The following is a 25,357-nucleotide window of genomic DNA, read 5'->3' on the forward strand; positions in this document are numbered from 1 at the left end:
CGGTTCTATCCACGACTTCGGCTCTTCTATCCACGATTCTGCCGGTACTATCCACGACTTCGAGGGCTCTATCCACGATTTTGGCGGTTCTATCCGTCGATTGGCCTGTTCTTTCCGTCACTCTGACTCTTCTATCCGTCGGTTGACCAGTTCTTTCCGTCGCTTTGGCCTTTTTATCCGTCGCTCTCATTTCTTTCCGTCACTTTACCGGGTCTTTCCGTCGCTCTGCCCCTGTTTTCCGCCACTTTACTACTTTCCGTCGCTTGGCCGGTTCTATCCACGACTTCGGCTCTTCTATCCACGATTCTGCCGGTACTATCCACGACTTCGAGGGCTCTATCCACGATTTTGGCGGTTCTATCCGTCGATTGGCCTGTTCTTTCCGTCGCTCTGAGTTCCTCCCGTCGAATTGCCACTGCTTGCCCTTCGCTCTGACTACTATCCCTCGATTTTCCAGTTATTTCCGGCGCCCCAGCTCTTTTTCCGGCGCTTCGCAGTTTGTTCGCTTTAAAAAAACAGCAACCAAAACGGCTGCTGCATCAGTTTAAACGGCAATTGGTGCTTTAATTGTTGGGTGTGGATCATAGCCCTCAATAGAAAGATCTTCGAGCTCTATGTCAAAAATTGACGTTTTATTTGGATTGATTTTTAAGGCTGGTAGGTCCTTAGGCTCGCGTGAAAGCTGTTCTTTTACTTGCTCCACGTGATTTGAATATATATGAGCATCCCCTATGCTATGAATAAATTCGCCAACTTCTAAACCACATTCATGTGCAATTAAATGCGTTAGTAATGCATATGAGGCAATGTTAAATGGACAGCCTAATAATGTATCAAGGCTTCTTTGCATTAGCTGACAGCTTAATTTACCATTTGCGACATAAAATTGGAACATCACGTGACATGGAGGTAATGCGGCTTTACTGCCCTTTGCTCCAGCATTGATAACATCCTCTGGATTCCATGCATTGACAATAATGCGTCGAGAATCCGGATTGTGTTTGATTTGATCGATTACATCTTGCAATTGATCGATGCTTTCCCCTGTTGATGTTGTCCAATTACGCCACTGTTTGCCATAAACATTCCCAAGCTCTCCGTATTTACGTGCAAATTCATCGTCTGATAAAACACGCTCACAAAATGAAGCTAACTCTTTTTTGTAGTCAGCATTGAATGTCTCGTCCTCTAAGCAACGACGACCAAAGTCTGTCATATCAGGACCTGAATATTCATCAGACTCAACCCATTTTTTAAAAGCCCATTCATCCCAAATATGATTGTTGTTTTGCAGTAGATAACGAATATTTGTATCCCCTTTAATGAACCAAAGTAGCTCACTTGCTACAAGTTTGAATGGTACACGTTTAGTTGTTAAAAGAGGGAAGCCTTTGCTTAAATCAAATCGCATTTGATAGCCAAATACACTATATGTACCTGTTCCTGTACGATCTTCCTTTTTAACGCCATTCTCTAATATATGTTGTAGTAAATTTAAGTACGCGATTTCTGGATGCGCCATGTCAATCAACAGCTCCTTCAAGTATGCTGTTGACCATTATAACATCTAACAACTACATTTGGACTCCCCAAAAATAAAAACAATATTTACATATCTGAACTAAAGGAATTGTTTTCTAGCTCTTTTGAAACTTCACTTTCAATTGTGACAAAATACGTTGGTAACAAAATAATATTAAATAAAATAGGAACAATTATAAGTAGAAGATCCATCCCTGGTGAAAAATAGAGACTAAAAGCAGTCAGTAACCCTGACATGACTAAAAATACAATTTGAACACCGATAATCATTAATGGAATGATTTGGTACATATAGTTAAGCTTTCGGAACTGATGTATGTTTTCTGGATTTTCTATAATTCTCTTTTTTAAGCGTCTTGATAAAATTATACAGGCGATAAGTTGTGCAATAATAAAGATAAAATAAATAACACTATGTAGAACCAATTGCCCTTTCATAACCGTGCCATTAAAATGTCCTACCCTTTGCTGTAGTAGCTCGTTAACCTCTCCCTCATAAACATATTCCTGTTTACTAAAATAAGTGGGCGGTTCCACAAAGCCGAGCGTTGCCCAATCCTTTGAGTTGGCTTCCCAGTCGATTAATTTGCTTGCCAAAATGCGTAATTGAATGGCATCATTTTCACCAAACATTCCTACTAAAAAAGTATATGGTATCGATACCTTCATTTGCCCATTTTGTTTTTCATTAATTAAATCTTTAATGGAAAAAGTATATGCAACATCTGTCTGGTGAGCTTCATAACGAGCATCCCCGACCTTCCAATGACTTTCTAAGGAAGATTCAATATTATTCTTCATCTCAACAAACGGCGTATTATTATGTAAATGCTTTGGAATCTTATAGACAAAACGATTGTCACCCCCAATAATGCAAATATCTACTTTCACCGTATCATTCTCAAAGTCCTTAGCGATTGTTGTCTTCGGGTACGACATTATGACAACTAGAAAAAAAAGGATTAGTAGCAACCCTTTCTTTTTCATGCAACGCTCCCCCTTTTCGTCACATATGCTAGATTTACACTATCATAGGCCACACCGAAAAAACTACTTCGTTATTCCGAAAAAACAATAGTGGTTTTCCGAAACACTTTATTTCGGTATTCCAAAACTACCAAAAATTATGGATAATATAATGGTACTTAAGATTGAAATGGGGCAATATTATCATGAAATATTTGAGAGAAAACGATGAGTAAGTGGATTTATAGTATTTTCATAACCTACCTACTCCTCGGTATTTATGTCCTTGTAGTGGCAACGCAAATACCTTATATTGGTATTTCGCTAGATACAAATAGGGAACAACCAGTCATGACTGAGTTTTATTATCCACATTGGGCACAGCAAAATAACATCGAAAAAGGTGATCTTCTACTGACAATCGATGGCAAGCCGACAGAAGATGTTCGTTCTATCCAACTCAATTCTTTCGTTAGAAGCGCTAAGGAACTAACGTTTATGAAGGCTGATGGGGATGTTCATTCTGTTTCAGTTAAGCATAAAGATATTCCGGAAGAATTTTATTTACAAATTATTTTTCCACTTTTTTATTTTGTTTTATCTTTTGGCGTTGCTATCTATTTATGGCGAAGAAACAAAGATAATCTACTAACTAGTCTACTATTATTATTTTTATTAACCTGTTCAATGACTTATATAAGTACAGGAGCCTCGATTAGAGGAAATCTAATTGGAGGATTTGTAATAAGTATTGGTATAGTTTTATGCATGGTGCTTTTTATTCACTTTTTACAATTTTATTTCCGCTACCTATGTATTGAGTGGCTGTACCTGAATACGAAATGGCTTTATTTAACACTACTATTTATTCCATGCTGTGACTTCATAGAAAAAATTAATTCTGATTTCTGGACGATCACATCATTAATTAAATTAGGAATGTTTGCCGTACTCGTGCTCTTTGCTATCTTTATATTACTATCGAGTTATTTACGAACTAAACTGGCAAAAATCCGTCTGATCACCATTGCGTTTATTACACCTTTCTTGCCGTTTTTACTGCTTTTCGTCATGCCTGAAATATTTGGTCTGAACACTATTTTACATGCTGAAGTAGCTGCATTATTTTTATTGTTTATTCCTTTTTCTTTTATTTTCATTCAAGTGAATGAACGATTATTCGATATTGAATATCAATTATCACGTTTACGTTATTATTCAACACTTGCCTTTTTTTGTGCATTAATATTAACTACAGGCATTACCCTGCTGTTTATAGACAAATTATCGATTGTTGAAATTACAAGTATCTTTATAATTGTATTCCTAGTCATCATTGCTAGCTTCTATATAAAAGAGCAGCTAGATTTTAAATATCGAAAAATTATTTTTTCATCTACTGGTAATTATGTACATAATTTATATGCTGCCGTTAATCGTATGGGTAAAGTAAAAAATCAGCAAGAATTACTGGATCAATTCAAGTATGAGATAACAGAAAAGCTTGGTACTACTGCTTTTACAATTATATCAATAGCGGAAGATGTACCATTCACTCATAGCGAGGTCAGTATAGGGAATGAAATGACTCATCTGTTATTACATGACACAGGTGAAGAAAAAATCATATTAAAGATTAGACATGTATTACAAAATGAAGAGCTTCTTTGGTTAGAGTTACTTGCCCTCTATGTTTCAATGTTTATAGATAATTTAAAGCTCATTGAAGATTTAATATGTGAAATAAGGCATATGCAGGATAACAATGAAACACAGCTTCCTTGGCTCGACAAATTATTATGGAATATCATTGAAAAGGAAAAAAGTATTTTAGCACAGGAATTACATGACACCATTTTGCAGGAGCAACTTCATTTAGCGAGAGAGTTAGATGTTATTTCTAGCTCGCCTATTATTAAAAAAGAAAAGGTATTAGATATTCGAGAGCAATTGCTAAATGCATCGAAGGATTTACGTGAGTATTGTGAGAATCTAAGCCCTCCATTGCTTGACACATTTGGGCTTCAAATCGCCTTAAAAAAACTGATTCAAAAGGTGAAAATACGTGCCGACTTTTTGTTAATAACCCAAATAGAACGTGTCCATTTTCAGGATGCGACCTTACATTTAGTCGTCTATCGCCTTGTGCAGGAGCTATTAAATAATGCAATTAAGCATGCTGAAGCAACTGAGGTTTTACTAAAACTACAAGTGATAAATGGCGGTTTTATCCTCCAATACGATGATAATGGTATTGGCTGCGATATTGAAGATTTAATGCAATCTTCAACTTCTATGGGCATTAACGGTATTCGAGAACGTGTCCGTGCTTTTAATGGAGACATAACTATAACCTCCAGTCACAATGAAGGAATGCAAATATTTATTCAAATACTAGAGGACGTGGAATCATATGATTGATATTCTTATTGTAGATGACCATCCTGTCGTTTTAGATGGTACAAAGACGCTATTACAGGATTTACCAAATGTCCAGATAGACACAGAGCAGGATAGTGCCGCTGTTCTATCTAGAATGGATGCTCAAGCATTTCGATTATTTTTAATCGATATAAATATGAAGCCAATCAATGGCATACAGCTTTCAGAAATGATAAAGAAAAAGCAACCAGAGGCACTGATTTTACTATATACAGGCTATGAGCTTTCCGATTACTACGAACTTCTGATCGAAAAAAAAGTCGATGGACTATTATCAAAGCTTGCCACAAAACAGCAAGTTATTCAAACCATTGAAGCCGCATTAAGAGGCGATATCCTACTAGCAGCTGATTTTTTAGATTTTGTACAGCAGCGCACCAATCTACAAAATGTACAGCAAGAGATTTTACTAAGCGCCAAGGAGCAAGAGATATTACAGCTTGTCGCACAAGGCTGTACAAATAAAGCCATTGCTTCAGCCATAGGGGTCACACAGCGCACCGTTGAAAACTATTTATCCAAACTTTTTGTCAAACTAAACGTAGAATCACGTGCAGAGGCAGTAATTGTCGCTAAAGAGAAGGCATGGATTAACTAATTATATTGTAAATAGATTTATTGTAAAATTTTTCTTACTAAAAGCGGAATATACTGGATAAATGTCTGGAACTGTTATATAATAAAGACACAATAATTACATTACTTCATCTTAGTCGTTAAAATCACGTATTCAAAAGTAATACGCGCTTTTGAATATGTGATTTTTTTGCAAGCATCGAAGCAATATGATTGTTTAATTTTTTTGGGAGGTTGTTCACATGACACAAGGTACAGTAAAATGGTTTAACGCAGAAAAAGGTTTTGGTTTTATCGAAGTAGAAGGTGGAAATGATGTATTCGTACACTTCTCTGCTATTCAAACAGATGGCTTTAAAACTTTAGATGAAGGCCAAAAAGTAGAATTTGGCGTTGAAGAAGGTAACCGCGGACCACAAGCAACTAATGTTGTAAAGCTTTAATTTTTAGCTTTAGAATAAACAGTGCAAAATTCAAGAGACATCCAAATTTATGGATGTCTCTTTTTCACGGTTTGTACAACTTCTGATTTTGAAAGATAGCATATCATATTCAAAGTTCCAATATAAAAAGGATAAAACAAGAGCATTGCAAAAAGAATCAACCCTTGTACGGGCGCTGGCATATCTCCCTGATAAGTGATCGGATACACATTTGCAAATATAAAAATGAATAGCGCTGTATAGGGCAGCCAAAAAATCGTTGTCCAATAGACTAATAAACGATGCGCTATCCATTTTGTCAGCTTATATAGTACAATAGTTGCTACAACAAAACCAACTCCATGCACAAGTAATACTATAATATCGAAATATTGACCTTCCCACCTCGTGAGTCTCACAAGGCGATAATAATTTACTTGTATTTCAAGAGAAATAAAGAACATTAACCCATATAACATGCTCACTACATTCAACTTAAAAAAATAATTCATTCAAAACATCCTTATGCGTAAGAATGTAATCCAGCAATCACTAGATTTACAAAAACCTGATTAAACACGATAATGCCAAAACCAATAATCGCTAACCAAGCTGTCCTTTCCCCTTCCCAGCCTTTGGAAAGTCGGAAATGAAGGAAAGCAGCATAAAATAAAAATGTTATAAGTGCCCACACTTCTTTAGGGTCCCAGCCCCAATATCTACTCCAAGCAATCTGTGCCCAAATCATGGCAAACAAAAGTCCACCTAAAGCAAACAACGGAAAACCTATAACAACAGCTCGATATGTAATTTCATCCATTAATGCTGGTTGTACACGGTTTGTTAATGGCTTTAATGAAACAATTAACGGTCTTCTCGTAATGAGGAAAATCACCGCATATAAAATCGTTCCAACGAAAAATGCCCATACGATTGAATTCAATTTCTTCGCATCAATCTTATTTGTAATCTGCAAAACGCCAACCTGATCCCCACTAGATGTTACTGCATCTTTATTGACAATCAGCGGTGTCATCGTATAAATTGCTGTTTCTACCTTATCTTGCTTATTTTCAAATTGAACCTCGACTTTATCTGTTGCTAAGTTAAAATATGTTGCCACGCCGATAAAGCCAATCACGACAACTAAACAATACATAACAAATTCCAAGGCAAATGTACTAATCGAAAATTTAGAAACATCTAATGTTCTTAACAAATAAATAATACCAGTTGCGAACGAAATCGATAAAATAGCACTAGAAAATGCAACTGTCATAACATGAATCGTTAACCAATTGCTTTGCAAAGAAGGAACAAGTGGTGAAACCGTTTTTGTAAAAACGCTTCCATAACCGAGAATAATTAATGACACAGGGATAGTAAACAAGCCTACAACAATTTGCTTATATAAAAAATGAATGATCAAATAGCTACCAGTAAGCATGATGCCAAAGAACGTCATAAACTCATACATATTACTTACAGGTGCATGATCAACAGCAATCCACCTTAAAATGAAATAAACTAGCTGTAAAGTAAAAGCAATATATGTAAGTAGAAGCCCGACTTTTCCAAACATTTTTCCTTTTGATTTCACGGCAAGCCCAATCGGTATTATGGCGATTAGTAATAAAATAAATGCAAAAAACAATGAATTACTAGCTGTACTTAATAATGTTTCTTTACTCAATGCAAAATCCTCCAAAGTATTATTTAGGAAACTGTATAAATGTTTCCAATAAAAATAACGATATTTACCAAAACAAGTGCCGTCATACCACTTTAAATAATTTTTTTCTGAATTGTTACAATTCTATAGCTAAACGAGGTTAGGCAAATAGCGTAGTAACTAGACTTTCTCATTTCAAAAAAATAAACCATCTAAAATGGATGGTGAATTACAAAAGTTGGCATGACTATACCTACATCTTACTAAAATTTGAAATAAAAGTCTATTTCTTTCTAGGTGTCTATGTGACAATAAATATGCGCAAATGTTACATAACGTTATGTATGACAAATGGAGGTTAACGATGAAACAAAATATTTATGACCATCCGGAGTTTTTCCATCAATATCAAAGGTTACGTCAAGCACCAAATAACTATAATAACTTGCTTGAACAACCAGCGTTAAAATCCTTGCTTCCTAATTTAAGTAATTTAAGGATGCTTGATATCGGTTGTGGAATGGGAGAATTCGCGTACTTTTGTATAGAAAATAACGCTCAGCATGTAACGGCTATTGATGTTTCAAAAAATATGCTGGAAATTGCTCAACGTGAACATGCCCATCCGCATATAGACTACTACTTGCAAGCAATAGAGGATTACGATGCAGCTCCTGACAGCTTTGACTGTATAACAAGCTCTCTTTCATTGCATTATATAAAGGATTTTAATGCTGTGATTGGTAAAATTGCTAGAATGCTTCGCCCTGGTAGCATTTTTGTTTTTTCTGTAGAGCATCCGATTGTTACAGCTCGTGAAACAATGGAGGATAATTGGATTTATGACGACAGCGGGATTATGAGCAATTACGCAATTGACAATTACCATGATGAGGGCTTGCGTGAGCGAACTTGGTTTGTTGATGGTGTTGTTAAATATCACCGTAGCATCTCTACAATCATCAATACATTAATCGCACACGACTTAACGATAGAAAAAATGCTAGAACCGCTCCCTAATTCACAGGCCATTGAAAAACTGCCCTCTTTAGAAAAAGAGCATCGTCGCCCTTCATTTTTATTAATACGAGCTAGAAAATAACGTTTCAAAGTTCCAAGTCTCGCAGGCTGTAATTCTACTGCGAGACTTAGCTATTATCTACTTAAATTTCACATATATAATTTCTGGGTCACCTTCATCTAAGTTTTCAATAAACCCACTTTTTATAAATCCCGCCGTTTCAAATACTTTATGCATACTAGTATTTGATTGATTAGTAGAAGAAAAGATTTTTGGAGTGGTAGCCATTTCTATAAAAAAAGCTAATAATTCTGAGGCAACTCCCCTTCTCCTTTCAGTTGGCTTAACAACAACTAATGAGATAAAGCTATTTTCAAAAAAGTCATTCGTAAAAATAAGAAAACCAGCAATCCCTTTTTCACTTTGCTGAATGATACAACGCTTTTCGTTAATTGCAGTACGCAAATATTCCCGTCTCGAAAAATCCCCAATTACTTCTTGATCAATCCCACATATTTCATCTAAATGCTCCATATGTGCTTCCAGCAATTGTGTCATTCTGTTCACCTCATTCTTTCATGGTTGTACGACGAAATGTTATTTCTGAAGTACAGCATTTCTAATCAAGTTTTTCTTTATCAATTTTACTAATGTAATAATTCATCACCCTAATCTCACCCCTGAATCCATTTGCCAACCTTCCTTCATCGACAAATCCACATTTTATATAAAGTGACTGTGCGGCAGTATTCGGTATATTACCCGCTAACACAAGCTCATTAATATTCGGAAAATGCTCCAAAACAAAGTCCAGCAAAAGGCGGAATGCCGCTTTTGCATAGCCTTTTCCTTGTTCATAAAAGTCTGTCGAAAAGGCACGGAATCAATTATGCCTCGGCATAATTGCGTCTGGAATCGGCTTTGTGCTTAGGCCTGCAAGATGCAGGTCAGTTAGCCGTTATCGCATGGATGTGATAACGGCTAACATCCTTTATGAACTCCTTTCCGATTCCATGACATCCGCCGGAGGCATTGGGCCAACAGATGTTTTTTGCGCGAAAGCGTAGCGTCAGCAGCACGATGTTGGTTACTCAGTCGTTGCCACAGGACGTGGCGTTCTTAGACTGAGTTCCTTTATTTCAGCGGATGTTTGGACACCCGCTGAAATAAGTTAAAATCGACTGTTCATTAGAGGAATATGGCTTAACGCCCTCATTTTCATGCAATACAAAAAAGTTACGAGCTTATCTTCGTCTAATACAAGAACGGCATGACGATCTTTGTCCTGGTTTACTAGTTCAATGCTCGCTTTCGGAGACATCGTATAACGAAGCTGCTCCTCTGTTATAGTATATCGGTCAATTAAGTAATCATCATTTTCTTCATAAAATTTTAATCTCATCGAAGCACTCCCTCTCATCTTTAGTACTCTTAATCTTCCTATTCAATCTCTACTTGATAAAATATGGATTGAAGGTACGCATTTAATCTCCCTTCTTTCTGCTTTAGTTTGATCTTGGACATATTTCATCTTCTTGAAAATTTATTGAATAAATTACAAATATAATGTATTCTAACATGATTTAGAAATTTAATTTAGGATAGGTGGTAATTTTGGAACTATTAGAGAGAGCTTCAAAACGAAAAGTAACTGTCATGCGTATTCTAGAAGAATTAGAACTGATAGAAAAATGAAATACAATTGGACAAGCTTATGTTGTCGGGGCAACAGCGTATGATTTATTAGTGGATCAAGATATCGATATCGAAACATTTTGTGTTCGCCCTAATGCAGCGGAAGCTATGTCGATATTATCGGATTTAACTAGCAATCCGAAGGTTTTAGAATTAAAGTATCGAAATTATTTGGAAACACCATTTAATGGTTATTATTTTAAAATACAATATGAGCAAATGCCATCAGAAATTTGGAATATTGATATGTGGCTGTTTTCTGAAACACGGAATGGCCCTCTATCAAGAGATTTAGTATCGATAATGAACGATTCTTTAACAATTGAGAGTCGAAAGTATATTTTAAATATTAAAGAAGAGCTTAAGAAATCCCTAGTACTTCCTTCGATTTATGTATATAGAGCAGTGTTAGACCACGCGATTCAATGCATAGAGGATTTTCTAAATTGGATGGAGCAACAAGATGTAGACAACCAGACAAATTGGCGTCCTTCAAAAAACAATAAATAAAATTCGGGCTTTTCTTTTAATGCCTTTCATAAAGGTCATCACCATAACGTATAGTTGATTTTCGTTCCGACTGGACGCTTTCCTGGAGGCGTCCGATGATCGTCATTCAAACAATAACTTATATTTTCCTATTCGATACCTGGTTAAAAAAAATAGTTTCTACTAATTACCAAAAATGCTATTATAAAGTTATCTAATTTAAAGGAGTTGTGCATATGAGTGCGGAAAGTGCAGTAGATGTTTTGTTTATACAACAAATAATCCAAGGGGTGTAGACTCTAACTGCAGCCCTTGAACAAGGGAGAAAAAAATGGAAAATTATTTCGAAGAATTTCTTACAGGTCAAGCTATTACTTTACAACAAATGACTTCCTCCGACTTAGAGGCATTTGTAAAAATCGAAAGTGAAAAAAAATCGTTGCTCCTTGCCAATGACGAAATCCCCTTTCCAAATACCTTTGAGGATCATTCTTCATTCTTTCAAAGTATTAGTGGCAAAAAAGAGGAGTATATCTTCGGTATATTTGAAAAGTCGACTAATGAGCTTATCGGCTCCTGTGGTGTCTATGGAATCAACTGGCAAAATAGTACTTGCTTTGTAGGCATATCGATTGGTGAACAATGGCATGGTAACGGATTGGGTTCGGATGCAATGAAAACCCTCATACATTTTATTTTTAATTATATTGCTATTAATAAAGTAAAGCTTCAGGTTTTTAGCTTTAACAAAGGAGCTATTCGTTCCTATGAAAAATGTGGATTTACAAAAGAAGGTATTCTACGAAATGAGATTTTCCGCTTCGGCCAATTTCATGATGTAGTTTTATTTGGTCTATTACGAGAAGAATGGACTCAAATAGGATAAGTAATTTTCCACAGGTGGAAATACGTTGGATTTCTCGACAAATTGACCTAAGGGGCTGCCAGTAGACAGCCCTTTTTTCTATTCTTATGAAGCGATGATTTTAGGAATAAATACAAAAAGACCAGGATCTCAGCAATGAAGTGAGTCCTGGTCTTTTGCGAAAGTGAATCTTACTAATTTTTGCTTAGTTTTAGATTCTATTAATATGTACGATTTAGTCCAAAAAAAGTTACAGAAATTATTAAAAAAAATTAAATAATTTTTAAAAGGACTTAAAAGTAATTCCTAAACTTATGTTTTATGGGCATTTTTTAAGTGCCTCAGATGAAGTTACAAATCAATTACTCCTCAGCATACTTGCGTCTGGAATCAGCTTTGTACTTGCTTTGCAGGCATTTCATTTGGCGAATAATTGCCGGGCAAAGACCTTGGAACGAAGCAATGAAAACTCTTACTCACTTTAATTTTATTTATGTTTTTATTAATGGCTGTTTTCTCAAAGATTGTTGCTTATGGATTGTCATCTTATTCAACTAAAGCACCCCGTTCGTTTAAGTACATTATTTCACAATCTCCATAGTCGTTTTAACGGAAATATCGTACCGCCTAAATTATATGACTTTAGAGTCAATATGAAATTTAATTTGAATTTTTTCAATATATAGATATAGAGAGAATGTTTTGTTTAAAAATATCTTATTTATATAAACTGTTTTAATGTACTTAGTAGTCTTACACAAATAAATAATAAATTAAATATTAAGAATTGGCTGGAATTGTGACTCCATATATATTAATGCTCCTTAATCCACTGCACATTCTAAAATGAATTCAACTAATTAACTCACGCTGTTCGTTTTCTGGAACACCTTTTGAATTTTCGGATAATGTAACAACCCAATCAGCACAATCTTTTACATTTCAATGCACTTCACTTAAACGCTCATTCATACGAGAAAGCGTGTCCCCATCTTTTTCGCATAAATCATAATTCAAATGTGACTTGTCAGTATCAATTTCTTTATTGGAATGATTTAATGTTTTTCGGTCTAGATGGTTCGATAATCCTTTACATCTAATTTCACAAAATCAGGAAAATATTTATAATGAATTTTATGTTAAAATATTAATTAAGGGAGGAATATATATTATGTCGATTATACTATTTGATGGAGAATGTAACTTATGTAATCAAAGTGTTGTATTTGTTATAAAAAAAGATACAGAAAATCATTTTAAATTTGCATCACGTCAAAGTAAAATAGGAAATCAATTGTTAGATCAATATAAAATAGATAAAAATATAGATAGTATAATAGTCATTGATAATGACACTGTTTATTTAGAATCTGATGCAATATTACATATTTGTAAATATATAAAAAGATGGCGAATTCTGTGTATTTTTTCGATATTCCCAAAACTAATTAGGGATGTTTTTTACAAAAGATTTGCAAAAAACAGATATAAATGGTTTGGAAAAAAAGAACAATGTATGATTCCTACTCCAGAGATTAAAAAGAGGTTCTTAGAATAATTAAAAGGGATTTTAACATTCTTATTTCGTTTAGGCGAAAAAGAAAGACAAACAGTAAGTGTCAATGGTAAGCGGACTGGAATGGATCAGCGGTTTGTGCTGATCCATGAAAGGAGCATTAAGTAATTGACACGTACAGCTGAATGGGTTTGGCGTTGCATATTCACTAATATTTATCGATATCTATCTTGAACTATTCTACTTGGTTAGTAAATAACATCTTCACTTGTTGGAGAAATGCCCCTGTTCTAATTTCTTTCCAAAGAAGACTGTGGAAACCCATCTTAAAGTAAAGCACCCCGTTTGTTAAATAAGGAAAAGGAAAAGACAGCTAATTACCCTAAGTACCGAATAAATATAAGTAATTCTTTTATTGGCAAACCCCTAATGGATTACCATCTGGGTCATAGAAAGTAAAATATTTAGTGTCTCCTTCTCCATCTATGGGATTTACCTTAACATTCTGTTCAAGTAAAAATCTATGAGTTTCTTCAATATTCTGAGGAATAAAATTATAATATTTCCCCACACCAAAATTATTTTTTGGAAATTTCATTGGTTGATGATTCAAGGTTTTTACAAGGCATACTACTGTTTGGGACTGTTCTGCAATCTTCATTACAGCTTCTTCTTCTTCAATGTAAATTAATTTAAACCCAAGTATATCTTCATACCAATTTGCTGACAATTCAGGGTCTTTTACTGGAATAAAAACTCCTTCCATCCCCCTCAAAAGTGGTTTGGTCATTTCCTTTAACTCCTTTTAAAAAATTTTTTTACAATATTAATTCGATTTAATCCTACGAAACCCTTTAATTAATCCTAATTTAACCAAACCACCTTGTTGGTTGAATAAGAAAAAGAGGGGATTCTGTGGAATCCTATCTTGAAGTAAGGCACCTCGTTAGTTTAATAAATCAAAATGAGATGTATCATTAAATTTATTTACAACATTTTGCTGAAAACTATTTTGACTTAGAATTGTAACCCCACCTACTGATGAAGAAAAATAAGCGTTAACAATCATTTCTGGCTCAAATTTCATCCACCAAGCAAGTATATAACCTAAAGTTCCTCCGTGAGTGACAATCATTAGATTTTTGGTCTTTTCAGATTCATATATCCTATCCATACAACTACAAACTCGACTATAAAATTCTCGCCAACTTTCACCATCTTGAAATTCCTGATAATCTAAATCAAATCCATTTCTTGTTCTTGGATTTCTATTTTCTCTTGCCCAATCCTTTGTCTTTCCTGCCGCAACACCAGTATTTATTTCACGCAGACTTTTATCTTTAATAACATCTAAACCTAATTCTCTACCTACTATTTCTGCTGTTTGTAACGCTCTGAGTAAGTCAGAAGAATACAGAACATAATCATCTTTACTATCTACCAATTCTTTTAATTTTCTGCCTAATGTTTTTGCTTGTTTTCTACCAAATTCAGTTAAAGGAGTATCAGTCCATCCACCTGACATATTATTAATATGATGCTCCGACTGACAATGCTGTATCAAGATAATTTTGCCCATTCAATTGACCACCTTTGTGAAATTTTTACTGCCTTCAATGTTATTTTACTTCAACTAAACTCCCCCGTTAGCTCAACAAGAAAAAAGATGCTGCCGCCGCAACACCTTGTTTAACTCTTGCACCCGTTTGTGGAACAAGAAATGTAAGTTGTCTCACTATCTCATTTAATATTAGTTTTCCAGCCTTTTTGTAGTTGTTTTCGGATGTAAACAATTTGTCCAATATGGTAAGCGTTATGCGTAGACATATTTCCCAGTACCCCCCACCACTTTGCAGTCTCTGGGAAACCATTCACTTCACTTTCAACCTTTTCTTCAGTTATTAGATCTTGCCACTGAAGCAGAACCTTTAGGAGGCACTCTTTTAAGTCAGCAAATCTTTTATTTTCCGGAACAATAAAGCTTTTATTATTATCACCTATTGGCGCAACAGCATTCACATGAGATTTTTGGTACCTCTTTTGCCATGTCTCATTCCAGTAAAGTAGATGTTGCACAATTTCAGCGATACTGTTACTTTCATCGTTTGGTTTCCAAAACGCTTCTTCCTCTGACAAGTTTGCTACTGATTCCGAAAACGGAACGTAAAAGCTAGGGTCGTTCGCATTTGCTAACAACTGATCGACTAAAACATCTTTAGCATGGGACATTTCAATCACACTCCCTTTTAATTATATCTTTTCTATTTCAATGCTTTTTTGAATTCTCCTTCTTTATTCCGATAAATGGCCCTTTTCATGAAGAAAAGCACAATTCTTGCTGTAGAATTGCGCCCGATTGTTGAACAAGTCTAAATACGATTATTAAACTGAGCTGCGTCGTTAACTCTATAACTTCAACAAATAAATCTTTAATCTTTTTTTAAAATCCAGCACCAGAATAATTACGCATGTATAAAACCCCCATCTCGTTATCACGAATAATCCTAAAAGTTTCTAGACTTTCCTGAATATAAATATCTTCAAATCGTTTGCTACCCATTTGTCTACTCTCCCTTAACCTGATAATTACTAAATTGATTCATTAACTCCAGTTCTTGATAGCCTCTTTAATTTCAACATATTTATGCCACTCTTTATAATGCTGTTTCTCAAAAGTAAATTCGATTATCAAAGCAAACTACAATTATTAAACTAAACTGTACCGTTATTTCAATGACTTCAACAAAAATTCTCTAATCCTTTAGTACAACAAGAAAAAACGAATCGAACTTCACCCCAATTGTTAGACACATCTTACAATTGGAGGTACAGTTCATCAGTAGAAATGGCGATCTTTTTCATTTCAAAAGTGAAAAAATTTAAATTTTAGAAGTCAGGCATTGCATGTAGATGCCACACATGATAAACTACATTACTTAGAGAAGGTGCCTCACATGCATGTTTAGGAATTATAAAATATGGAGGTTCTTATGCCAATAGTAAAATTGACACTTAACGACGAGTACTATGAAAAATTAAAAAAAATGGCTCAGGCCGAGCAAAAGAGTATCCAAGACTATATCAGACATACTATATTTCAGATTGATACCATCTTCACCCCAGAAGAAGCTGTAAAGAGAATTCGTGAAGAAAATTTTGAAATTGAAGATGAATTTGAGTTACCTGACGTCTATGGTGAGGACTGGACTATCGAAAGAGGCCCTGCAGGTGTATTTGGTAAGAAATTCTTTAATTACGTCAATGCACATCCTGACCTAGGTATTAAGTTTAAGGATATGGGGAAATACGGACGTAGAGCTGTTTATAGAATCGTAAAAAAAGACGACTAACCACATTCAAAAAAGTGACAGGAGGTATGCAAATGAGTAATAAACAAATTAGAAGAGCGATTAAAAATTATATTATGCACTATGGCAAGCAAGACACGCGCGTTGTTATCGATACGTTTTCAAAAGCGTTTCATACAACAAAACAACGTATTTCAGGAAATATCAGTTGCATGAAATGCATCGATGGTTCCATTAACATCATAAGTAATAGACCACATAGTATAATGTACTAATCATTTCCACCCTGGCCGGCAGATCCTCTGCCTGTCTTTTTTTATACCAAGGCACAATCTCTTCCCTATATAAAACAAAGGCCGTTTTCGTATAGATTGTTACTTACTTTAAAATACTGATCATTTTAGAATATAATTCAGTAGTTAGAAACACTTAAAACTTTATAAACAGGTTAATTGTGGAGTGTTGTTTAACTTGTGGTCAACAATCGGGCCATATTGTGGAATAAAAGCCTTTTATGCAATATTACCAAACGAGGGTTTGGGTGCGTTATGACCTCGTACCTCATCTAGTTTGTTGTGAAAAATATATTTTAAATAGATCTTAAATCTGAATCTTTCCTGACACTACCCCATAAAAAATGTTGTTCAATTATATGGCCCGATTGTTGAACAACACTATTCAACTAAACTGCCTCGTTAGTTGAATAACAACAATCTTTTCGAAAACAGCCTTATTAATAAACTTCAGGTTTTTGCTTTATTAAAGGTGCTATTCGTTCCTATGAAAAATGTGGCTTTAACGAAATAAGATTTTCCACTTCGGCCAATTTCTCGATAAAATGAACCAAGGGGCTGCCAGTAGACAGCCCCTTCCTCTATTCTTGCCAAATTCTTTGAACATCTCGTAACACCAAATGCTGAAATGTTAGTTGATATACATCTGGCATTGAAAGTTTTTCCAAAATGAGTAATCATACCTTGCATCAATATATTTAAACATTAAGGCCATTACATTGCCGTGTGTACCAATCACTATATTGTCATTTGGATGTGCAAGTATAATTTTATGCAAGGTAGTAATAGCTCGTTCCATTGCGATTTCATTTGATTCTCCACCCTCAAATGCGAAATTCGGATGACTCCATACTTGTTGAATCGCAGCGTCAAAATCAAGTATAGTTTCAGTAGATAATATTCTTTCTTTCAAAGAATCAATCGTATTTATCTGTAATGTATGTTCTTGTGCAATACCTTCCACCGTCTGAACGGCTCTATTATATGGACTTGAATATATAGTATGGATTATTTTATTTTTAAATAATTTTGTTACACGATCCCTATCCTCAAACCCTTTGTCAGAAAGCGGACGATTGTACTCATCCGCTGTAAAGTGAGAATGAGCGTGTCTTACAAAATATATTACGGTCATTAATATCGCCTCTACTATTCTTCAGATTTTGCCTTCTTTTCTTTCATATAATTGTATAAATCAACCTTCCACATACCATCCTCTTTTAATATGGGATATACCCTAAGATAGTGTGCGCTTCCAAAAATTATCTCCAAATGAACAATTGCTATACTTTCGGTGCTAGAATCTTTATCCAAAGAAATTCTATCATAGTATCTGTACATTAAATAATTCTGTATATCTTCATCTAATAAATAATCTATATACTCTGCTATAAAGGTTTGTTTATCTGGAAGCTCATTGTTATTGTAGGTAATTGCATATAGTTTATCGAAATTATTCTCAAATATTAAATTCATCATAATTAACACCATTTCCTCTGGTGTAAAAGTCTTTAAACTATTAATATTCCCATTGCTTAAGAATTCTTCATATAATTTTCTTTTTTCCTCGGTCAGTTCCTCTAAATATGTAAAATCATAATTTCTATCAATGACGGGAGTTGTCGATTTAGACTCTTCCACATGTTGAATGGTATGGCTAGAAACTGCAGTAGATTCTCCTGATTTTGTTTTCACTTCTGTACATGCTATTAATATTAAACTAGAAACGACAAAAACGCTTAATATTGGTAACTTTAACTTCAACACTGTATACCTCCCCCCTATCATTTAATAGACTCACAAACTAATTTATCCATCATTCTATATATTTCGAAAATTCTCAACATTATCAACCAGAAAGAAATCTCCTCAATAACAAACAACAAAAAAGCATATTTGATAAATTGCGACAAGAAAATAAAGTCCATTAAAATTCCAGTCGATACATGCATAAATATTTATAGTAAAAAAGTTGCTAATCTATTAAATATCTCCCTAATCATTTTATGAAATCAAGTCAAAAAAAAACCCTTAAATTCTAACGTATAGGGTTATATAACATATTAATAATACACTATTAGTAATATAAGTAGGTCGAAATATCCAACTTGGCTATTCTTTGTTTTTTTCCATCATATAAGAATATATATTTTTATCTATGACTAAATTACGAATTTCTCAACCTATACACAATGTGACATATTTTTTATTTTAGGTGAGATACAATGAAAAAGTTGAATCGAGGTCAAGGTATTTCAAGAATATGAAGAAAAAATATAGGGGGAAAAGATTTTGGTTAATATATCGTTTAAACAATTCTTGAAGATGGAGATTGAAAATAAAAGGAAAGATATGTATAAGAAGGCAATGGATTTAGGTTTCACCCATCCTAGCGTGGTAGATTGTAGTCAAGAATTAGATGACTTACTAAATAAATATTCAAAAGCGATCAATAAAGCTAGCTAAAACTATTTTCGATGATCCGTCTAGTTTTATACTGTATATAAGGTTCTGGTTATAAAAATCACACCATTTCCTTTTGCTGTTGTAAAGATACGTATAAATAACATAAAAATGGGATATCTTCTTTATGACAGGAAAAAGGAGGTCGAAAAATGCAGGTATTTTTTTTATCATTGGTCGTTTCAAGCTTTTTACTACAGCAACCTCAAGATTCAGTAGAAAATACAGCACCGGTTCTTTGCATACCTTCTGGAACTACATCTTATAAATATCCTAATAATCAATATCAGACATTTCGTACTGAGAATGATTTCTATCATCAATTAGATAGGGCAATCTATGAGGAATATAACGATGCTACCTTAAACATTCGTCAAAAAATAGCCTTTAAGGAAGTAGCGAAGGCTGAAGAAACATTTCATCTAAAAACTAATTTTATACGTGAAAAAATAGACCTCTCTCAACATACTTTTATTCATCCCAATCGACAAGTATATTTTTTAGCATCCTTTAAGCAAAATAATCAGGAGACCTATCATAAATACCTGGTTATTGACGCAGAGACCCAAACTATCCTTTTAGGAAATAGTAATTATCAAAGTAATACTATCAATTAAATCTATTTTGTTAGTTGTTTAATTTATTGTATGCTTGAAAATTGAATTATAGTAGCAAAATCGTTGAAAAAATCAACATTTTTTTAGTAAATTTTGCAAAAACATATATCACTACATTTATATCAATCATTTTTTCAGCTCGCCACTAGAGGGAAATGACTTCCTTCTAGCGGCGAGCTGAATTGTTTAATCCCCTTTATAAGATTAAGTTTTTTGTTGTATTTCTTGCTTTATTTCCTCTATAAACTGTTGCAACGGTTTTTCAATTAATGCTTGTTGACCATATTTACGAACAGTGACATGTAGATTATCCCTTTCTTTATCACCAAGCACTAAAATATAAGGTATTTTTTTCATTTGAGCTTCACGAATTTTTTTACCTAGCTTTTCTTGTCGATTGTCAATACTTACACGGATTTGTTCCTTTTGTAAAGCATCAACTACTTGCTGTACATATCCTTGATGGTTATCTGCAACCCCAATTACTTTAACTTGCTGAGGTGCAAGCCACGTTGGGAACGCCCCTCCAAAATGCTCAATCAATATACCTAAGAAGCGATCAATAGAACCGAATACTGCTCGATGAATAACGACAGGTCTTACTTTTTCATTCTGTTCATTGATATACGTTAAATCAAATTTCTCAGGAAGTTGAAAATCGAGCTGCACTGTTGCACATTGATGACTGCGATGAATGGCATCTTTAATATGAATATCAATTTTTGGGCCATAAAATGCGCCGTCACCTTCATTAATTGTAAAAGGAAAACCTAGATTAGTTAGTACGTTTTCTAACGCTTCTTCTGCTTGATTCCAAAGTTCAATATCACCCATATAATCAACTGGACGTGTTGATAATTCAATATCGTATTGGAAGCCAAAAACCTTGTATACCTCATCAATTATTTTCAGTGCTAGTGCAATTTCATCTTCAATTTGCTGAGGCGTAACAAAAATATGCGCATCATCCTGACAAAAAGTACGAACTCGTAATAGGCCATTTAATGCGCCACTAAATTCATGTCGATGAACTTGACCAAACTCAGCCATACGAATCGGTAAATCTCTATACGAATGTAAATCATTTTTAAAAATCAACATATGTCCAGGGCAATTCATCGGCTTTAATGCGAAGCTTTGGTCGTCTACTTGTGTAAAGTACATATTTTCCTTATAGTGATCCCAATGTCCCGACTGCTCCCATAAACGCTGGTTCATCATCAATGGAGTCCGTACTTCTTGATAATCAAATTTTGCTTGTAAATGTCGTAAATATGACTCCAATTCGTTGCGAATAATTTGGCCATTTGCTAAATAAAATGGCATCCCTGGTGCTTCTTCTGAAAACATAAATAACTCTAGTTCTTTTCCAAGCTTTCGGTGATTTCGCTTCTCCGCTTCTTCTAAGAAAACAAAGTATTCCTCAAGTTCTTTATTTGAGGCAAATGCTACCCCATATATACGCTGTAGCATTTGATTATTGCTATCTCCACGCCAGTAAGCTCCGGACACATTCATTAATTTAAAATGTTGTAATTTACCTGTAGAAGGTACATGAGGTCCACGACATAGATCATAAAAGTCCCCTTGTTCATAAACCGTCACAACTTCATGTTCAGGAATATCCTCTAATAACTCTAGCTTTAGAGCATCATGAGCAAATAGCTGTTGTGCCTCTGTTCTTGTCACTTCTTTGCGCTGTATTTGTATATTTTCATGCACAATTTGCTTCATCATTTTTTCAATTTGTTGTAAATCACTAGGCACTAAGGAATGCGCAATATCGATATCATAATAAAACCCATTTTCTATTACTGGCCCAACCCCAAATTTAGCATCAGGGTATAAACGCTTAATTGCTTGGGCTAACAAATGAGCTGTTGAATGACGAATCACCTGAATTCCTTCTTTTGAGTTAGCATCATACAGGGAAATTTGTGTATCTTCCAAAATCGGGCGCGTCAAATCAATGATGGTTCCGTTGACACTCCCTACGATTGCTTTTTTGCGTAAAGCTGGGCTAATCGCTTGTGCAATATCGGTTAGTGTAACACCTTTTGAAAATGCTTGTTGTTTACCATCTGGAAATTGAATGTTAATAAATTGATTTGACATGTCCTCTACTCCTTTTTTTAAAAAATTAGGTAATTGGAGATAAAAAAAAACACATATTCGCCCCATAAAGGGACGAGTATGTGTTGATTACCCGTGGTTCCACCCAAATTCCCACTAGATGCACTAGTGGCTCATTGCTCTGCAGTAACGTTGCATAAACGGTGCAAGTTTCCAAGCACTGCTCGAAGGTAGTAAGATTTGCTAGCTGCATTAGGAAGCTTTCAGCCATGGCCTCCCTCTCTGTAAATCGCTTATACAAACTCGTGTCCTTGTCATCGCCAATTTCATTGCTTTGTGAAATTGTTATTTACTGTAACAAATGCTCCAATACTTGTCAATGTTCGAAAATTATTTTTTATGAAACAATTTTGATTCCTCTCCCAAATTTGTCCTTCCTGCATATTCTACTTTTTGCAGGAAAGTTGCAATATAATCGCAATCCCTTAGCTAGTTTTCATCCACTTCGTACTTCTAAAGTCTCATAGTTAGAATGCCATTTAATGTGAATAATTGGGGCAGCATCTTTTTTAAAAATTTTTGCACTTTCTTTTTTCTTTAAGACAAACCGCTTATTCATATTCACACGGACGTCATCGAATGTTATTGATTCATTGGACCCTTCTATCGTTATTTGTAAATCACCTAAATCTTTCTCTTCTCCTAGATAAAATAGTTGTAAGCCCTCCTCGGTATTACTATGATATACAGCCTTCCAATGCTCACTTTTCGCTATGTAATGTACCTCTCCTTGTTGATTCGTACTACACGCAACTAATACAAACATCATCAAAATTAGGAAGCATAATTTTTTCATTAGATATCGATTTTCCTTCCCTTGAAAGTTATCATGTTAATATCCTCTTTAATCTATCCTTCTTAATTCCTAGAAAAAGCTGTTCTCCTTAAGTCATAAATTGTGTAAACCAAGCAACATATTTTGCTCCAGGTATAAATAATAGCTGTGCTAAGCAAGTACCTAGTAGCCTTGAACCCATCATCATGACAGAAGCTCGTTTAAGACTTAAGTAGCTACCTCTTTGATTGATGACATCATCTGCCAAAATAGAAATTTTAGGGTCAATAAATATAATTAGTAACATCGTTGCTACTCCATTTATAAGTCCTGATGCCATTACAGCAGTTGTTGATCTTTCAGGAACTAACAGAGCTGCGTAAAGTGCAGACAGAACACCAATTGTATAGATGGCCGTTATCACGATATTAACGATAAATAATTTTATGGGGATATCACGCCAGCTAATCCCCTTTAAGTATGAAAAGCTTGGCATGTGAATATGTTTTATTCCCCGTTTGAAATACTCAATACTAAATCCTTTTTTGAATAATGCTGGTATAGAACCTTTTTCCTCAGATAAATGAATAATGGCTCTTGAAAATATCGCCACAAATGTCGGCAATAGTAGAATGCCTACGATTGTACCTAATGAAGCGGCGCCAATAAGTACTCGGAACTGCTGCTCCACAAATTCCAGAGTGTTTTCTTTTGGTGCTGTGTCAGTCAAACTACCGGTAAAGGGCTGCTGCATCATATTTGCCAGCCTTGAAACCATGACCATCACATTAAACAAGGATAGTGCAGAGGCTAATAATTTTACACGCGCACCCGATAATCGAACTGCATACGCAAGTGTTTCTATCGAATGAATGATGAGAATAAATAAAGCTATCATTATTAATTTATCTGTTAAAATATCCAAATTCTTTTACCTTCTTTTCGATTGTTAATTAGTAATCGTTTGATTCATGCTCATACATATACTACCCATCCTTCGTGAGGAATTATTACCCATAAAAACAGGGGTGTAATTTCTTTAGTTCCTACGTTAAAAGGATTTTTCCCATATAGATTTGATATATTTTCGACCTTCTGGGCATCTTGATTATTTCTCCTTTATTCTCCTTTTCCCAAGGTTGACCTATTTAGTTACGAGTACAGCAAAGACACTTCATCCTTTTAATATTCTACGAAATTTACTTGAATAGGTTCCTTTATTTTCCTACCAATAAGAAAAGCTATTCATTAGGTACTTTCATCCTAACGAATAGCTTTTTTATTATTTAATGATTAATTGCAAAGTCATTATTCCAGCTAGTTGAGTCAGATAGCTGATAGGTGACCATATTGGCGGTTACTGCTAGAATCACACCTGCTCTAGATTTATCTGTAGAAATAGGATCCTCTAATACTAATACAACATACCCTTCCCCCTGTCCCAGAGGGTCTATAGCATTTGTAGCGTTGATTTCGAATGTTGTATACGTTTTTTCATTTGTTACAGGGAGTAATCTTTCATTCTGATAGGCTCCATATTCCTTTAAATTATAGCAAACAGGCATCCATCCCTTTGACCAATCAATACTGCCCATTATTTCTTTTTTTCGATGTGCAAGTTTGCCAATTGAAAATGTAAAATATATCTTCATAATAGCTTGATCTAATTCATTTTTCCCTTCACATACAGCTGTTACCTCCAGCTTAATATCCTCGTTCGAATGCTTCCTAATTACCACTAAAGTTACAGTGAAAATAAAGATAACAAGTACTATGCCGATAATGACAAATCCCATTTAGTCCCTCCTAACATCATAATGACTGTTACTATTAGAATACCATGTTTTAGTAGTGATGGTATTTTTTCACCAAACAATCTTATGAAATGACATAGGCATAAATGATAAGACAAAAAAAGAGTATGTTGAATAAGTAATTTATCTGTACCGAAACCTAATCGTTAGGTTCGGGACTTCTATCCCGAGTAGTGTAAACTAAAAATCAGTGGGGAAAGAAAACCCCCACTGATTAACGTTTCACTTTATTTAGTAGATTGTAATTCAGCTGTTAAAGTAAATGGCATTTTTAAATAATCGTACTTAATCGTTATTTTTTTAATATTAGGTTCTTCAACCTTTACTGCATAATGCTGAGGCTGCTTTCCAATGGCCTTGCGATCTATGTATTGACTAGGAAAAACAGTTACTTGCCTTAACTTATAATATGTAATATTTGGATTACCCACTAGCTTCGTTTCTGCTTCAAACGGTTCGGACTTACTCACGACGAGCTCGACATTTTCAGGCACTTTATCATTGATGAGTATTTGCTGAAGCTTTATATCACGTAGTCCTTTATTCTCTATTTCTACGATTTTTGTAGTTGAATCATCTGTAGGATTCGTATAGCTATTCATGACAAGTGGTGGATTGCTTTTTAAATAAATGATAAAGCCCCCTCCCACTACGAGAACACTAAATAATAAAACAAATAGTAATTTTTTCATTTCTTTCCTCACTTTCTTGCTACCATCAAGTATAACGAGAAAACCTAGGTGATGAA

The 25,357-nt window shown here is 34.6% G+C and carries 30 protein-coding genes and 2 pseudogenes; 11 read left to right on the forward strand and 21 right to left on the reverse strand.

Annotation, left to right across the window (positions count from 1 at the left end):
- The 4 genes from ACZ11_RS26290 to ACZ11_RS09450 all read right to left on the reverse strand — a co-directional run.
- On the reverse strand, positions 1 to 190 hold a 190-nt coding region (locus ACZ11_RS26290; protein WP_049665553.1), incomplete at its 3' end, for a hypothetical protein.
- Entirely contained in the window at positions 174 to 416 is a 243-nt protein-coding gene (locus tag ACZ11_RS09440; protein WP_049665555.1) for a hypothetical protein, read from the reverse strand. The genes ACZ11_RS09440 and ACZ11_RS26290, both read right to left, overlap by 17 nt.
- 128 nt (positions 417 to 544) lie before the next feature.
- A complete protein-coding gene (locus tag ACZ11_RS09445; RefSeq protein WP_049665556.1) occupies positions 545 to 1,522 on the reverse strand; it encodes a thymidylate synthase in 978 nt (325 codons plus the stop codon).
- Positions 1,523 to 1,608: 86 nt separating this feature from the next.
- Complete coding sequence (locus tag ACZ11_RS09450) at positions 1,609 to 2,529, reverse strand: hypothetical protein (protein ID WP_049665557.1); 921 nt, start codon at positions 2,527 to 2,529, stop codon at positions 1,609 to 1,611.
- A 207-nt stretch (positions 2,530 to 2,736) separates the two neighbouring features.
- Between ACZ11_RS09450 and ACZ11_RS09455 the strand changes: the two genes are divergently transcribed.
- The 3 genes from ACZ11_RS09455 to ACZ11_RS09465 all read left to right on the forward strand — a co-directional run bounded on the left by ACZ11_RS09455 (position 2,737) and on the right by ACZ11_RS09465 (position 5,969).
- Positions 2,737 to 4,929 carry an ATP-binding protein gene (locus ACZ11_RS09455; protein WP_049665559.1) on the forward strand — a complete coding sequence of 731 codons (2,193 nt, stop codon included), beginning with the start codon at positions 2,737 to 2,739 and terminating at the stop codon, positions 4,927 to 4,929.
- Positions 4,922 to 5,548, forward strand: a complete 627-nt coding sequence (locus ACZ11_RS09460) for a response regulator transcription factor (RefSeq protein WP_049665560.1) — start codon at positions 4,922 to 4,924, stop codon at positions 5,546 to 5,548. Before ACZ11_RS09455 ends, ACZ11_RS09460 begins: the two co-directional genes overlap by 8 nt.
- Before the next feature lie 220 nt (positions 5,549 to 5,768).
- Entirely contained in the window at positions 5,769 to 5,969 is a 201-nt protein-coding gene (locus tag ACZ11_RS09465) for a cold-shock protein (RefSeq protein WP_049665562.1), read from the forward strand.
- A 47-nt stretch (positions 5,970 to 6,016) separates the two neighbouring features.
- Here the strand turns inward: ACZ11_RS09465 and ACZ11_RS09470 are convergent, their stop codons facing one another.
- A complete protein-coding gene (locus ACZ11_RS09470; RefSeq protein WP_236690823.1) occupies positions 6,017 to 6,460 on the reverse strand; it encodes a hypothetical protein in 444 nt (147 codons plus the stop codon).
- An 11-nt stretch (positions 6,461 to 6,471) separates the two neighbouring features.
- Positions 6,472 to 7,641, reverse strand: a complete 1,170-nt coding sequence (gene ccsB, locus ACZ11_RS09475; protein ID WP_049665564.1) for a c-type cytochrome biogenesis protein CcsB — start codon at positions 7,639 to 7,641, stop codon at positions 6,472 to 6,474.
- Positions 7,642 to 7,984: 343 nt separating this feature from the next.
- On the opposite strand from ccsB, the gene ACZ11_RS09480 reads away from it, so the two are divergent.
- Complete coding sequence (locus tag ACZ11_RS09480) at positions 7,985 to 8,722, forward strand: class I SAM-dependent methyltransferase (protein WP_049665566.1); 738 nt, start codon at positions 7,985 to 7,987, stop codon at positions 8,720 to 8,722.
- Between the two features lie 57 nt (positions 8,723 to 8,779).
- Here ACZ11_RS09480 and ACZ11_RS09485 read toward each other — a convergent pair whose 3' ends face one another.
- The 3 genes and pseudogenes from ACZ11_RS09485 to ACZ11_RS09495 all read right to left on the reverse strand — a co-directional run bounded on the left by ACZ11_RS09485 (position 8,780) and on the right by ACZ11_RS09495 (position 10,043).
- Positions 8,780 to 9,199: a GNAT family N-acetyltransferase gene (locus ACZ11_RS09485; RefSeq protein ID WP_049665567.1), complete on the reverse strand. Its 420-nt coding sequence runs from the start codon at positions 9,197 to 9,199 to the stop codon at positions 8,780 to 8,782.
- A 61-nt stretch (positions 9,200 to 9,260) separates the two neighbouring features.
- Positions 9,261 to 9,482, reverse strand: a pseudogene (locus ACZ11_RS09490) (GNAT family N-acetyltransferase); the annotation flags it as partial.
- Positions 9,483 to 9,812: 330 nt separating this feature from the next.
- Entirely contained in the window at positions 9,813 to 10,043 is a 231-nt protein-coding gene (locus ACZ11_RS09495) for a hypothetical protein (RefSeq protein WP_053093219.1), read from the reverse strand.
- 344 nt (positions 10,044 to 10,387) lie between these two features.
- On the opposite strand from ACZ11_RS09495, the gene ACZ11_RS09500 reads away from it, so the two are divergent.
- Together ACZ11_RS09500 and ACZ11_RS09505 are read left to right on the forward strand one after the other, a co-directional pair.
- Entirely contained in the window at positions 10,388 to 10,846 is a 459-nt protein-coding gene (locus tag ACZ11_RS09500) for a hypothetical protein (RefSeq protein ID WP_049665568.1), read from the forward strand.
- Between the two features lie 310 nt (positions 10,847 to 11,156).
- Complete coding sequence (locus tag ACZ11_RS09505) at positions 11,157 to 11,711, forward strand: GNAT family N-acetyltransferase (RefSeq protein ID WP_049665570.1); 555 nt, start codon at positions 11,157 to 11,159, stop codon at positions 11,709 to 11,711.
- Positions 11,712 to 12,632: 921 nt separating this feature from the next.
- Here ACZ11_RS09505 and ACZ11_RS27240 read toward each other — a convergent pair.
- Positions 12,633 to 12,791 (reverse strand): plasmid recombination protein, encoded by a 159-nt coding sequence (locus tag ACZ11_RS27240; RefSeq protein WP_269079323.1) that lies wholly within the window; start codon positions 12,789 to 12,791, stop codon positions 12,633 to 12,635.
- 67 nt (positions 12,792 to 12,858) lie between these two features.
- On the opposite strand from ACZ11_RS27240, the gene ACZ11_RS09510 reads away from it, so the two are divergent.
- The gene (locus ACZ11_RS09510; protein WP_049665571.1) at positions 12,859 to 13,248 is read left to right on the forward strand and encodes a thiol-disulfide oxidoreductase DCC family protein; all 390 of its coding nucleotides are present in this window, start codon (positions 12,859 to 12,861) and stop codon (positions 13,246 to 13,248) included.
- 370 nt (positions 13,249 to 13,618) lie between these two features.
- Here ACZ11_RS09510 and ACZ11_RS09515 read toward each other — a convergent pair whose 3' ends face one another.
- From ACZ11_RS09515 to ACZ11_RS26975, 4 genes are all read right to left on the reverse strand, one after another.
- Positions 13,619 to 13,996, reverse strand: coding sequence for a VOC family protein (locus ACZ11_RS09515; protein ID WP_049665572.1), 378 nt, complete (start codon positions 13,994 to 13,996; stop codon positions 13,619 to 13,621).
- Positions 13,997 to 14,152: 156 nt separating this feature from the next.
- Complete coding sequence (locus ACZ11_RS09520) at positions 14,153 to 14,785, reverse strand: histidine phosphatase family protein (RefSeq protein WP_049665573.1); 633 nt, start codon at positions 14,783 to 14,785, stop codon at positions 14,153 to 14,155.
- Between the two features lie 161 nt (positions 14,786 to 14,946).
- Positions 14,947 to 15,435: a DinB family protein gene (locus ACZ11_RS09525; RefSeq protein WP_049665575.1), complete on the reverse strand. Its 489-nt coding sequence runs from the start codon at positions 15,433 to 15,435 to the stop codon at positions 14,947 to 14,949.
- 211 nt (positions 15,436 to 15,646) lie between these two features.
- Positions 15,647 to 15,766, reverse strand: a complete 120-nt coding sequence (locus ACZ11_RS26975; RefSeq protein ID WP_236690825.1) for a DUF6440 family protein — start codon at positions 15,764 to 15,766, stop codon at positions 15,647 to 15,649.
- Between the two features lie 430 nt (positions 15,767 to 16,196).
- On the opposite strand from ACZ11_RS26975, the gene ACZ11_RS09530 reads away from it, so the two are divergent.
- Both ACZ11_RS09530 and ACZ11_RS09535 read left to right on the forward strand, forming a co-directional pair.
- Entirely contained in the window at positions 16,197 to 16,556 is a 360-nt protein-coding gene (locus tag ACZ11_RS09530) for a DUF1413 domain-containing protein (protein WP_049665576.1), read from the forward strand.
- Between the two features lie 32 nt (positions 16,557 to 16,588).
- Positions 16,589 to 16,789 carry a hypothetical protein gene (locus tag ACZ11_RS09535; protein ID WP_049665578.1) on the forward strand — a complete coding sequence of 67 codons (201 nt, stop codon included), beginning with the start codon at positions 16,589 to 16,591 and terminating at the stop codon, positions 16,787 to 16,789.
- A gap of 599 nt (positions 16,790 to 17,388) precedes the next feature.
- On the opposite strand, the pseudogene ACZ11_RS09540 reads toward ACZ11_RS09535, so the two are convergent.
- Positions 17,389 to 17,942, reverse strand: a pseudogene (locus ACZ11_RS09540) (histidine phosphatase family protein).
- Between the two features lie 14 nt (positions 17,943 to 17,956).
- Positions 17,957 to 18,574 (reverse strand): hypothetical protein, encoded by a 618-nt coding sequence (locus tag ACZ11_RS09545; RefSeq protein WP_134008574.1) that lies wholly within the window; start codon positions 18,572 to 18,574, stop codon positions 17,957 to 17,959.
- A gap of 558 nt (positions 18,575 to 19,132) precedes the next feature.
- On the opposite strand from ACZ11_RS09545, the gene ACZ11_RS25160 reads away from it, so the two are divergent.
- Together ACZ11_RS25160 and ACZ11_RS09550 are read left to right on the forward strand one after the other, a co-directional pair.
- Positions 19,133 to 19,273, forward strand: a complete 141-nt coding sequence (locus tag ACZ11_RS25160; RefSeq protein WP_199777829.1) for an aspartyl-phosphate phosphatase Spo0E family protein — start codon at positions 19,133 to 19,135, stop codon at positions 19,271 to 19,273.
- 149 nt (positions 19,274 to 19,422) lie between these two features.
- Positions 19,423 to 19,887 carry a hypothetical protein gene (locus ACZ11_RS09550; RefSeq protein ID WP_049665581.1) on the forward strand — a complete coding sequence of 155 codons (465 nt, stop codon included), beginning with the start codon at positions 19,423 to 19,425 and terminating at the stop codon, positions 19,885 to 19,887.
- Positions 19,888 to 20,091: 204 nt separating this feature from the next.
- Here ACZ11_RS09550 and thrS read toward each other — a convergent pair whose 3' ends face one another.
- The 5 genes from thrS to ACZ11_RS09575 all read right to left on the reverse strand — a co-directional run bounded on the left by thrS (position 20,092) and on the right by ACZ11_RS09575 (position 25,301).
- The gene (gene thrS / locus ACZ11_RS09555) at positions 20,092 to 22,002 is read right to left on the reverse strand and encodes a threonine--tRNA ligase (protein WP_049665583.1); all 1,911 of its coding nucleotides are present in this window, start codon (positions 22,000 to 22,002) and stop codon (positions 20,092 to 20,094) included.
- A gap of 454 nt (positions 22,003 to 22,456) precedes the next feature.
- The gene (locus ACZ11_RS09560) at positions 22,457 to 22,816 is read right to left on the reverse strand and encodes a hypothetical protein (protein ID WP_049665584.1); all 360 of its coding nucleotides are present in this window, start codon (positions 22,814 to 22,816) and stop codon (positions 22,457 to 22,459) included.
- 88 nt (positions 22,817 to 22,904) lie between these two features.
- Positions 22,905 to 23,693, reverse strand: a complete 789-nt coding sequence (locus ACZ11_RS09565; RefSeq protein ID WP_049667141.1) for a lipid II flippase Amj family protein — start codon at positions 23,691 to 23,693, stop codon at positions 22,905 to 22,907.
- Positions 23,694 to 24,081: 388 nt separating this feature from the next.
- Entirely contained in the window at positions 24,082 to 24,591 is a 510-nt protein-coding gene (locus ACZ11_RS09570; RefSeq protein WP_049665585.1) for a hypothetical protein, read from the reverse strand.
- Between the two features lie 245 nt (positions 24,592 to 24,836).
- Positions 24,837 to 25,301, reverse strand: a complete 465-nt coding sequence (locus ACZ11_RS09575; RefSeq protein WP_049665586.1) for a hypothetical protein — start codon at positions 25,299 to 25,301, stop codon at positions 24,837 to 24,839.
- Between the last annotated feature and the right edge of the window lie 56 nt (positions 25,302 to 25,357).

It is taken from the genome of Lysinibacillus xylanilyticus, from assembly GCF_001183605.1.
In the GTDB taxonomy this organism is placed as follows: domain Bacteria; phylum Bacillota; class Bacilli; order Bacillales_A; family Planococcaceae; genus Lysinibacillus; species Lysinibacillus xylanilyticus.

Coding starts and splice junctions, on each gene's coding strand:
- ACZ11_RS09445 (WP_049665556.1), bottom strand. CDS start 1,522: ATGGCGCATCCAGAAATCGCGTACTTAAATTTACTACAACATATATTA.
- ACZ11_RS09450 (WP_049665557.1), bottom strand. CDS start 2,529: ATGAAAAAGAAAGGGTTGCTACTAATCCTTTTTTTTCTAGTTGTCATA.
- ACZ11_RS09455 (WP_049665559.1), top strand. CDS start 2,737: ATGAGTAAGTGGATTTATAGTATTTTCATAACCTACCTACTCCTCGGT.
- ACZ11_RS09460 (WP_049665560.1), top strand. CDS start 4,922: ATGATTGATATTCTTATTGTAGATGACCATCCTGTCGTTTTAGATGGT.
- ACZ11_RS09465 (WP_049665562.1), top strand. CDS start 5,769: ATGACACAAGGTACAGTAAAATGGTTTAACGCAGAAAAAGGTTTTGGT.
- ACZ11_RS09470 (WP_236690823.1), bottom strand. CDS start 6,460: ATGAATTATTTTTTTAAGTTGAATGTAGTGAGCATGTTATATGGGTTA.
- ACZ11_RS09480 (WP_049665566.1), top strand. CDS start 7,985: ATGAAACAAAATATTTATGACCATCCGGAGTTTTTCCATCAATATCAA.
- ACZ11_RS09485 (WP_049665567.1), bottom strand. CDS start 9,199: ATGACACAATTGCTGGAAGCACATATGGAGCATTTAGATGAAATATGT.
- ACZ11_RS09495 (WP_053093219.1), bottom strand. CDS start 10,043: ATGAGATTAAAATTTTATGAAGAAAATGATGATTACTTAATTGACCGA.
- ACZ11_RS09505 (WP_049665570.1), top strand. CDS start 11,157: ATGGAAAATTATTTCGAAGAATTTCTTACAGGTCAAGCTATTACTTTA.
- ACZ11_RS09515 (WP_049665572.1), bottom strand. CDS start 13,996: ATGACCAAACCACTTTTGAGGGGGATGGAAGGAGTTTTTATTCCAGTA.
- ACZ11_RS09520 (WP_049665573.1), bottom strand. CDS start 14,785: ATGGGCAAAATTATCTTGATACAGCATTGTCAGTCGGAGCATCATATT.
- ACZ11_RS09525 (WP_049665575.1), bottom strand. CDS start 15,435: ATGTCCCATGCTAAAGATGTTTTAGTCGATCAGTTGTTAGCAAATGCG.
- ACZ11_RS26975 (WP_236690825.1), bottom strand. CDS start 15,766: ATGGGTAGCAAACGATTTGAAGATATTTATATTCAGGAAAGTCTAGAA.
- ACZ11_RS09530 (WP_049665576.1), top strand. CDS start 16,197: ATGCCAATAGTAAAATTGACACTTAACGACGAGTACTATGAAAAATTA.
- ACZ11_RS09535 (WP_049665578.1), top strand. CDS start 16,589: ATGAGTAATAAACAAATTAGAAGAGCGATTAAAAATTATATTATGCAC.
- ACZ11_RS25160 (WP_199777829.1), top strand. CDS start 19,133: ATGGAGATTGAAAATAAAAGGAAAGATATGTATAAGAAGGCAATGGAT.
- ACZ11_RS09550 (WP_049665581.1), top strand. CDS start 19,423: ATGCAGGTATTTTTTTTATCATTGGTCGTTTCAAGCTTTTTACTACAG.
- thrS (WP_049665583.1), bottom strand. CDS start 22,002: ATGTCAAATCAATTTATTAACATTCAATTTCCAGATGGTAAACAACAA.
- ACZ11_RS09560 (WP_049665584.1), bottom strand. CDS start 22,816: ATGAAAAAATTATGCTTCCTAATTTTGATGATGTTTGTATTAGTTGCG.
- ACZ11_RS09565 (WP_049667141.1), bottom strand. CDS start 23,693: ATGATAGCTTTATTTATTCTCATCATTCATTCGATAGAAACACTTGCG.
- ACZ11_RS09570 (WP_049665585.1), bottom strand. CDS start 24,591: ATGGGATTTGTCATTATCGGCATAGTACTTGTTATCTTTATTTTCACT.
- ACZ11_RS09575 (WP_049665586.1), bottom strand. CDS start 25,301: ATGAAAAAATTACTATTTGTTTTATTATTTAGTGTTCTCGTAGTGGGA.